Source organism: Staphylococcus sp. HMSC035D11, from assembly GCF_001836075.1.
GTDB classification, from domain to species: domain Bacteria; phylum Bacillota; class Bacilli; order Staphylococcales; family Staphylococcaceae; genus Staphylococcus; species Staphylococcus hominis.
On the sequence record NZ_KV827245.1, the window covers coordinates 1 to 6,901 of the forward strand.

Annotated in this window: 7 protein-coding genes and 1 pseudogene; 5 read left to right on the forward strand and 3 right to left on the reverse strand. The window is 28.7% G+C overall.

Annotated features, from left to right (window positions below):
• Window positions 1-93: 93 nt before the first annotated feature.
• Window positions 94-939 (reverse strand): penicillin-hydrolyzing class A beta-lactamase BlaZ, encoded by an 846-nt coding sequence (gene blaZ / locus HMPREF2647_RS06350; protein ID WP_000733622.1) that lies wholly within the window; start codon window positions 937-939, stop codon window positions 94-96.
• Between the two features lie 106 nt (window positions 940-1,045).
• Between blaZ and blaR1 the strand changes: the two genes are divergently transcribed.
• On the forward strand, window positions 1,046-2,803 hold the full coding sequence (blaR1, locus tag HMPREF2647_RS06355; RefSeq protein ID WP_001096367.1) for a beta-lactam sensor/signal transducer BlaR1: 1,758 nt from the start codon (window positions 1,046-1,048) through the stop codon (window positions 2,801-2,803).
• A complete protein-coding gene (gene blaI, locus HMPREF2647_RS06360; protein ID WP_001284658.1) occupies window positions 2,793-3,173 on the forward strand; it encodes a penicillinase repressor BlaI in 381 nt (126 codons plus the stop codon). Before blaR1 ends, blaI begins: the two co-directional genes overlap by 11 nt.
• A gap of 87 nt (window positions 3,174-3,260) precedes the next feature.
• Here blaI and HMPREF2647_RS11180 read toward each other — a convergent pair.
• A pseudogene (locus tag HMPREF2647_RS11180) lies at window positions 3,261-3,368 on the reverse strand (hypothetical protein); the annotation flags it as partial.
• Window positions 3,369-3,699: 331 nt separating this feature from the next.
• Between HMPREF2647_RS11180 and HMPREF2647_RS06365 the strand changes: the two are divergent.
• The 3 genes from HMPREF2647_RS06365 to HMPREF2647_RS06375 all read left to right on the forward strand — a co-directional run bounded on the left by HMPREF2647_RS06365 (window position 3,700) and on the right by HMPREF2647_RS06375 (window position 6,611).
• Window positions 3,700-4,224: an immunodominant staphylococcal antigen IsaB family protein gene (locus tag HMPREF2647_RS06365; protein WP_049434757.1), complete on the forward strand. Its 525-nt coding sequence runs from the start codon at window positions 3,700-3,702 to the stop codon at window positions 4,222-4,224.
• 253 nt (window positions 4,225-4,477) lie between these two features.
• The gene (arcA, locus tag HMPREF2647_RS06370; protein WP_070443116.1) at window positions 4,478-5,713 is read left to right on the forward strand and encodes an arginine deiminase; all 1,236 of its coding nucleotides are present in this window, start codon (window positions 4,478-4,480) and stop codon (window positions 5,711-5,713) included.
• Between the two features lie 136 nt (window positions 5,714-5,849).
• Window positions 5,850-6,611, forward strand: a complete 762-nt coding sequence (locus HMPREF2647_RS06375) for an alpha/beta hydrolase (RefSeq protein WP_070859743.1) — start codon at window positions 5,850-5,852, stop codon at window positions 6,609-6,611.
• A gap of 43 nt (window positions 6,612-6,654) precedes the next feature.
• On the opposite strand, the gene HMPREF2647_RS06380 is transcribed toward HMPREF2647_RS06375, so the two are convergent.
• Window positions 6,655-6,840, reverse strand: coding sequence for a magnetosome magnetite crystal formation protein family (locus HMPREF2647_RS06380; protein ID WP_017175477.1), 186 nt, complete (start codon window positions 6,838-6,840; stop codon window positions 6,655-6,657).
• Window positions 6,841-6,901: the final 61 nt, after the last annotated feature.

Genomic DNA, 6,901 nt, shown 5'->3' on the forward strand with positions numbered 1-6,901 from the left:
AATTTGTTAGAAATTATGTCCCAGCCTCTCTTCGATATTATGAAGTTTTATGAAAGATAGAATTATATCAGTTTTTGTAGTACATTTAGACTATTAAAATTTGTTTATTACATTCTTGGCGGTTTCACTTATCAATTTATCATTAGGTTTATCACTTTTATTGTCTTTATTCGTAAAAATGACTAAAATAATAGGTTCAGATTGGTTCTTAGGATAAACAAAAGCTACATCATTTCTAGAAGCATATGTTATTGCTTGACCACTTTTATCAGCAACCTTATAGTCTTTTGGAACACCATCTTTAATTAAAGTGTCTCCGTTTTTATTATTTAACATTAAATCAAGTAAGAAATTTTTATTTTTTTTGCTTAATTTTCCATTTGCGATAAGTTTATTTAAAGTCTTGCCGAAAGCAGCAGGCGTTGAAGTATCTTTTTTGCTCTTTGGTGAATAGTAATTTAATTCTATTTCATATCTAACTGGATTTGTTACTTTATCTCCCAATTTTTTTAAACGTTTTTTAATTTTTTTGATTCCACCGATTTCGTTTATAATTTTATTGTTTGCTGTATTATCACTATACTTCATTGAAGCCTCAATAAGTTCTTTTAAAGTGATATCTTTTCCTACATATTTTTCTAAAATAGGAGAATAAGCAACTATATCATCTTTGTTAATATGTACTTTTTTATTTAACTTATTATAAGGTACTTGTTCTAACAAAATAGCACTATTTATCGCTTTTGAAGTTGAAGCATAGGCAAATCTCTTATCGGCATTAAATTTTACTTCCTTACCACTTTTAGTATCTAATGCATAGACACCAATATTAGCATTATATTTCTTTTCTAAATTATTTAACTCTTTAGCATGTGAACTGGTTGAATTACATGCACTTAAAACTAAAGCAATTGCAATTAAAAGTATTAACTTTTTCAAAATATACCCTCCAATATTACAGCTGTAATTTCTATAAATCAATAATATTACAATTGTAATATTCGCGTCAATAGTTTATTATAAATATTTGAAAGAAGGTGTTGAAATGGCTAAGTTATTAATAATGAGCATAGTAAGCTTTTGTTTTATATTTCTATTGTTATTATTTTTTAGGTACATATTAAAACGCTATTTTAATTATATGTTAAATTATAAAGTTTGGTATCTAACTCTTCTTGCAGGATTAATTCCTTTCATCCCTATTAAATTCTCTTTTTTTAAATTTAATAATTTGAATAATCAAGAGCCCACAGTTGAAAGTAATTCACACAATTTGAATCCTAACATAAATACCACTAAACCTGTTCATGAGTTTACAACAGACATCCATAAGTTTAATTGGGATTCAATAGATAATATCTGCACAGTTATTTGGATAGTTTTAGTTATTATTTTAAGTTTTAAATTTTTAAATTCTTTATTATATCTTAAGTATTTAAAGAAACAGTCACTTTATCTAAATGAAAAAGAAAAAGATAAAATAAACAAGATACTTTTCAATCATCAATATAAAAGAAATATTGTGATTCGAAAAGCAGAATCTATTCATTCTCCAATAACTTTTTGGTATGGAAAATATATTATTTTGATTCCCAGTTTATATTTTAAAAGTATAAATGACAAAAAACTAAAATATATAATATTGCACGAGTATGCTCATGCTAAAAACAGAGATACTTTGCATTTAATTATCTTTCATATTTTTTCTATTGCTATGAGTTATAATCCACTAATACAAATTGTAAAAAGAAAGATGATTCATGACAATGAAGTAGAAGCCGATAGATTTGTCCTTAATAATATTAACAAAAATGAATTTAAGTCTTATGCGGAAGCTATTATGGATTCCGTATTAAAAACCTCATTTTTCAACAAAAATATATTAAGCCATTCATTTAATGGTAAAAAATCATTACTCAAAAGAAGATTAATTAATATAAAAGAAGGCAATCTGAAGAAGCAGTCAAAATTAATTCTAATTTTTATTTGTATTTTTACTTTTTTTATCATGATAATTCAAAGCCAGTTTTTAATGGGGCAATCCTTAACTGATTATAATTATAAAAAGCCCTTACAAAGCGATTACCAAATTTTAGATGAAAGTAAAAATTTTGGTTCAAATAGTGGATCTTTCGTTATGTACAGCATGAAGAAAGACAAATACTATATTTATAATGAAAAAGAAAGTAGAAAAAGATATTCTCCTGATTCAACTTACAAAATTTATTTAGCACTGTTTGGACTTGACCGTCATATTATAAGTGATAAAAATTCACGTATGTCATGGAATCATAATCATTATCCTTTCGATTCTTGGAATAAGGATCAAGATTTAAATACGGCAATACAAAACTCAGTTAATTGGTACTTCGAACGTATTAGTAATCAATTATCAAAGAACTATACTTCTGATCAACTCAAGCAATTAAATTATGGTAATAAAAATTTGGGAAGTTATAAAGCCTATTGGTTGGAAGATAGTTTGAAAATATCTAATCTTGAACAAGTAATAGTTTTAAAAAATATGATGGAACAAAATAACCATTTTAGTAAAAATGAAAAGAAACAATTATCTTCTTCGTTATTGATTAGAAAAAATGAAAATTATGAATTGTATGGGAAAACAGGTACAGGTATAGTAAACGGGAAATATAATAATGGGTGGTTTGTAGGTTACGTAATTACAAATCATGATAAGTATTATTTTTCTACACATTTATCAGATGAAAAAGCCTCTGGTGAAAATGCTAAATTCATAAATGAAAAAATATTAAAAGAAATGGGTGTTTTAAATGGCCAATAAGCAAGTTGAAATATCTATGGCTGAATGGGATGTTATGAATATAATATGGAATAAAAAATCAGTATCAGCTAATGAAATTGTAGTTGAGATTCAAAAAAATAAAGAAGTTAGCGATAAGACGATTAGAACATTAATTACAAGACTATATAAAAAAGAGATTATAAAACGCTATAAATATAATAATATTTATTTTTACTCATCAATTATTAAAGAAGATGATATTAAAATGAAAACTGCTAAAACCTTTCTTAATAAATTGTATGGAGGGGATATGAAAAGTTTAGTGCTTAATTTTGCGAAAAATGAAGAATTAAATAACAAAGAAATTGAAGAATTGCGAGACATTTTAAATGATATTAGTAAAAAATAAATAGATATAGGGTTCAAACATAATACATATATAAATTATGTTTGAACCCTATTAAATTAGATTTTTTATGAGATTAGTACATATAATAAACGGTGCCCACTTAATCATGCCACGTCCTTGTGGTATATTAGCGTCTAAATATTCTCTAGGAATGTTACGATAATCTGTTTCATGTTTGTATTGATCAGGAATCATTAAAACCACCTCGATAATATTATAGAACATATGTTCGCTTTTCGGAAGTGGTTTCTCATAATATAAATAAATCTTATATTTAAAAATTAAAATAATGAATTTATATATCATAAGACCACAAGTTTAACAAAGGGGAAGTAAACTCGTGGTCTAATGTTATGACGTAGTATAACTTTTTATGAAGGAGTAAATAGAACTATTACTCCTATTTATAGTATAACACAATTTTATAAAAAAATATTTAAATAGATAACCAATTGCTATAATGATTGTATAGATATGAGTAATGAAGTATGATATGAGTAGTTTAAAGAGAAAGAGGAAGACGCATATGAAAAAGACAACAAAAGTATGTGTAGCTACAACAATAGCATTTAGTACACTATTAGGTGCTAGCGTCACAGGTGCACTTGTTCAACAGCCTACTGCACACGCAGCAACGTCATCATATTACAACTATAATGGTTATGCGGGTCAAAATGCTTCATTCGTATTAGATAAACATTTTAAAAATGCGATTAAAGCTGAAAATGTTAAATTTAATGGCATTAAAATTAAATCGACAACATCTAATAAATCGATATTGAAATATGATCAATACTTCAGAAATGTATCTAAAGATGGTAAAACTGCCTCGTTATTAGATATGGAAGTCAAAGGTCAACTTTCATTAATACAACTTAAAAAAGTATATAGTAAAGAGCTACAAAAAATTGATAATGGTAACAACAACACAACAGGTATTTATTACTATCAACCTAAACAAAATGGTATGACAGTTTGGTTTGATGTTAATAAAGATAAAGTAGACCGAGTTGTATTAGGCTATAGTACAGTACAACAAGCAATGAATTAAATAGGTGATTGAAGTGAACGTATTCGCTTCAATCATTTTTTATACACATAGGTGAATAAATATTAAATGATTATATAAAGGTATTTCAAGTTAAAATTTTAAAATCATCTTCTGATCGATAATCAAAAGGTTTTATTATTGGAAATTAACATTTAGTGCTACGATAGAATTATATACATGAAATGTATATTTTGAACCACTGCTTCATGATAATGACATATCAATATACCATTTACTTGAAGGAGGAATACAAATGACAAAGGGGCCAATTCAAGTTAATAATGAAATCGGTACATTAAAAACAGTGCTATTAAAACGACCAGGTAAAGAGTTAGAAAATTTAGTACCTGATCATTTAAGTGGATTGTTGTTTGACGATATTCCATATTTAAAAGTGGCGCAAGAAGAGCATGATCAATTTGCAGAAACACTTAGAAGTGAAGGGGTAGAAGTCGTTTATCTAGAACAACTTGCTGCTGAAGCGATTGAAAATGAAGATGTAAGACAGCAATTGATTGATGATATTTTATCAGAATCTCAAAAAACAATTTTAGGTCATGAGACAGAAATTAAAACATATTTTTCAACATTATCAAATCAAGCATTAATTGAAACAATGATGTCTGGGATACGTAAAGAGGACATTCAACTTGAAACAACGCATCTAGTGGAATATTTAGATGATCGTTATCCATTCTATTTAGATCCGATGCCCAATTTATATTTTACACGGGATCCTCAAGCAAGTATTGGTAGAGGTATGTCGATCAATCGTATGTATTGGCGCGCAAGACGTCGTGAATCTATTTTTATGACGTATATTTTAAAATATCACCCTCGTTTTAAAGATGCAGATATACCGGTGTGGCTTGATCGTACTTCACCGTTTAACATTGAAGGCGGAGACGAGCTTGTGCTTTCTAAAGAAGTATTAGCTATCGGTATTTCAGAACGTACATCAGCTGAAGCCATTGAGCGGCTAGCAAGAAATATATTTAAAGACGAATACACTACATTTAAAAAAGTACTTGCGATTGAAATACCTAATAGTCGTACATTTATGCATCTAGATACTGTATTTACAATGATTGATTATGACAAATTTACAGTGCATGCAGCTATTTTTAAAGAAGAGAATCACATGAATATCTTTACAATTGAACAAGATGAAATGAAAGATGATATTAAAATTACACACTCTAGACAGCTACGAGAAACGTTAGCCAATGCATTAGGTGTAGATAACGTAGAATTGATACCTACTGGCAATGGAGATGTCATAGACGGTGCTAGAGAACAGTGGAACGATGGATCTAATACATTATGTATTCGCCCAGGCGTTGTGGTAACATACGATAGAAACTATGTCTCTAATCAATTATTACGTGATAAAGGTATTAAAGTGATTGAAATTAAAGGCAGTGAATTGGTACGTGGTCGTGGAGGTCCAAGATGTATGAGTCAACCTTTATTTAGAGAAGATATATAATGTTTTCACGTGAAACAATTTATTAACAAAAACGTTAATCATTTGGCTAACGTCTTTTTATACTAAAAAATATTCCATTAGTCTACAAAAAGTGTAAAATAGATATCATACTTATAAATTGGAAGGACGAAACAATATGGCATTTATGACTATTAATTATAAATCACCTACGATTGGGATGAATCAATCGTTTACAGCCATCGTTCCAGAAGACGATAGCTTTTTTAAACAACATGAATCTGTAAAACCTTTAAAAATGTTATTACTGCTCCATGGTTTATCAAGTGATGCGACATCGTATATGCGTTTCACAAGTATCGAACGTTATGCAGAAGCACATCAGTTGGCAGTGATTATGCCGAATGCAGATCACAGTGGCTATGCGAATATGGCTTTTGGTCATAGCTACTATGACTATATATTAGAAATTTACAATTATGCACATCAAGTGTTACCAGTATCTAAAAAAAGAGAAGATAATTTTATTGCAGGTCATTCAATGGGGGGGTACGGAACCATAAAATTTGCTTTAACTCAAAGCCATTTATTTTCTAAAGCAGCGCCATTATCAGCAGTATTTGATGTAAAATCATTACTCGATATTGAGTGGAATGACTTTGATCCCAAAGCCATTGCCGGTGAAGCTTTAAAAGTTAAAGGTACAGAGTTAGATACCTATCACTTAGTGGATGAAGCGGTTGATAAAGGCGCAACACTTCCAGAACTCTTTATTCAATGTGGCACAGAAGATTTCTTATATGATGATAATCAACGATTTATGAAATATTTAGATGAAAAATGTATCAATTATAAATATGAAGAAGGACCTGGGGAACATGATTATGCTTTTTGGGACAAAGCAATTGAACGTACAATTGATTGGTTAGTGGAGAAATAAAAATATCCCTTTGTGATGATACGTCACAAAGGGATATTTCGTTTTATTTAATGATTTCAATCGTAAATGGAACAACAAAATCTTCGCCCTTATTCATTGCAAGAATAGCTAAAATGGTATAGATAAAACCAGCAATACCTACAACGAATAAAGTTAAGTAACCAATTAACACCACAGTTAAAACTAAACTCGCAAATTTTCGAATGTCATCGATTAACCCATCAAACATATTGATACATCTGGTAATAATAGATAACCAAAAGAGGCTGGGACATAATTTCTAACAAATT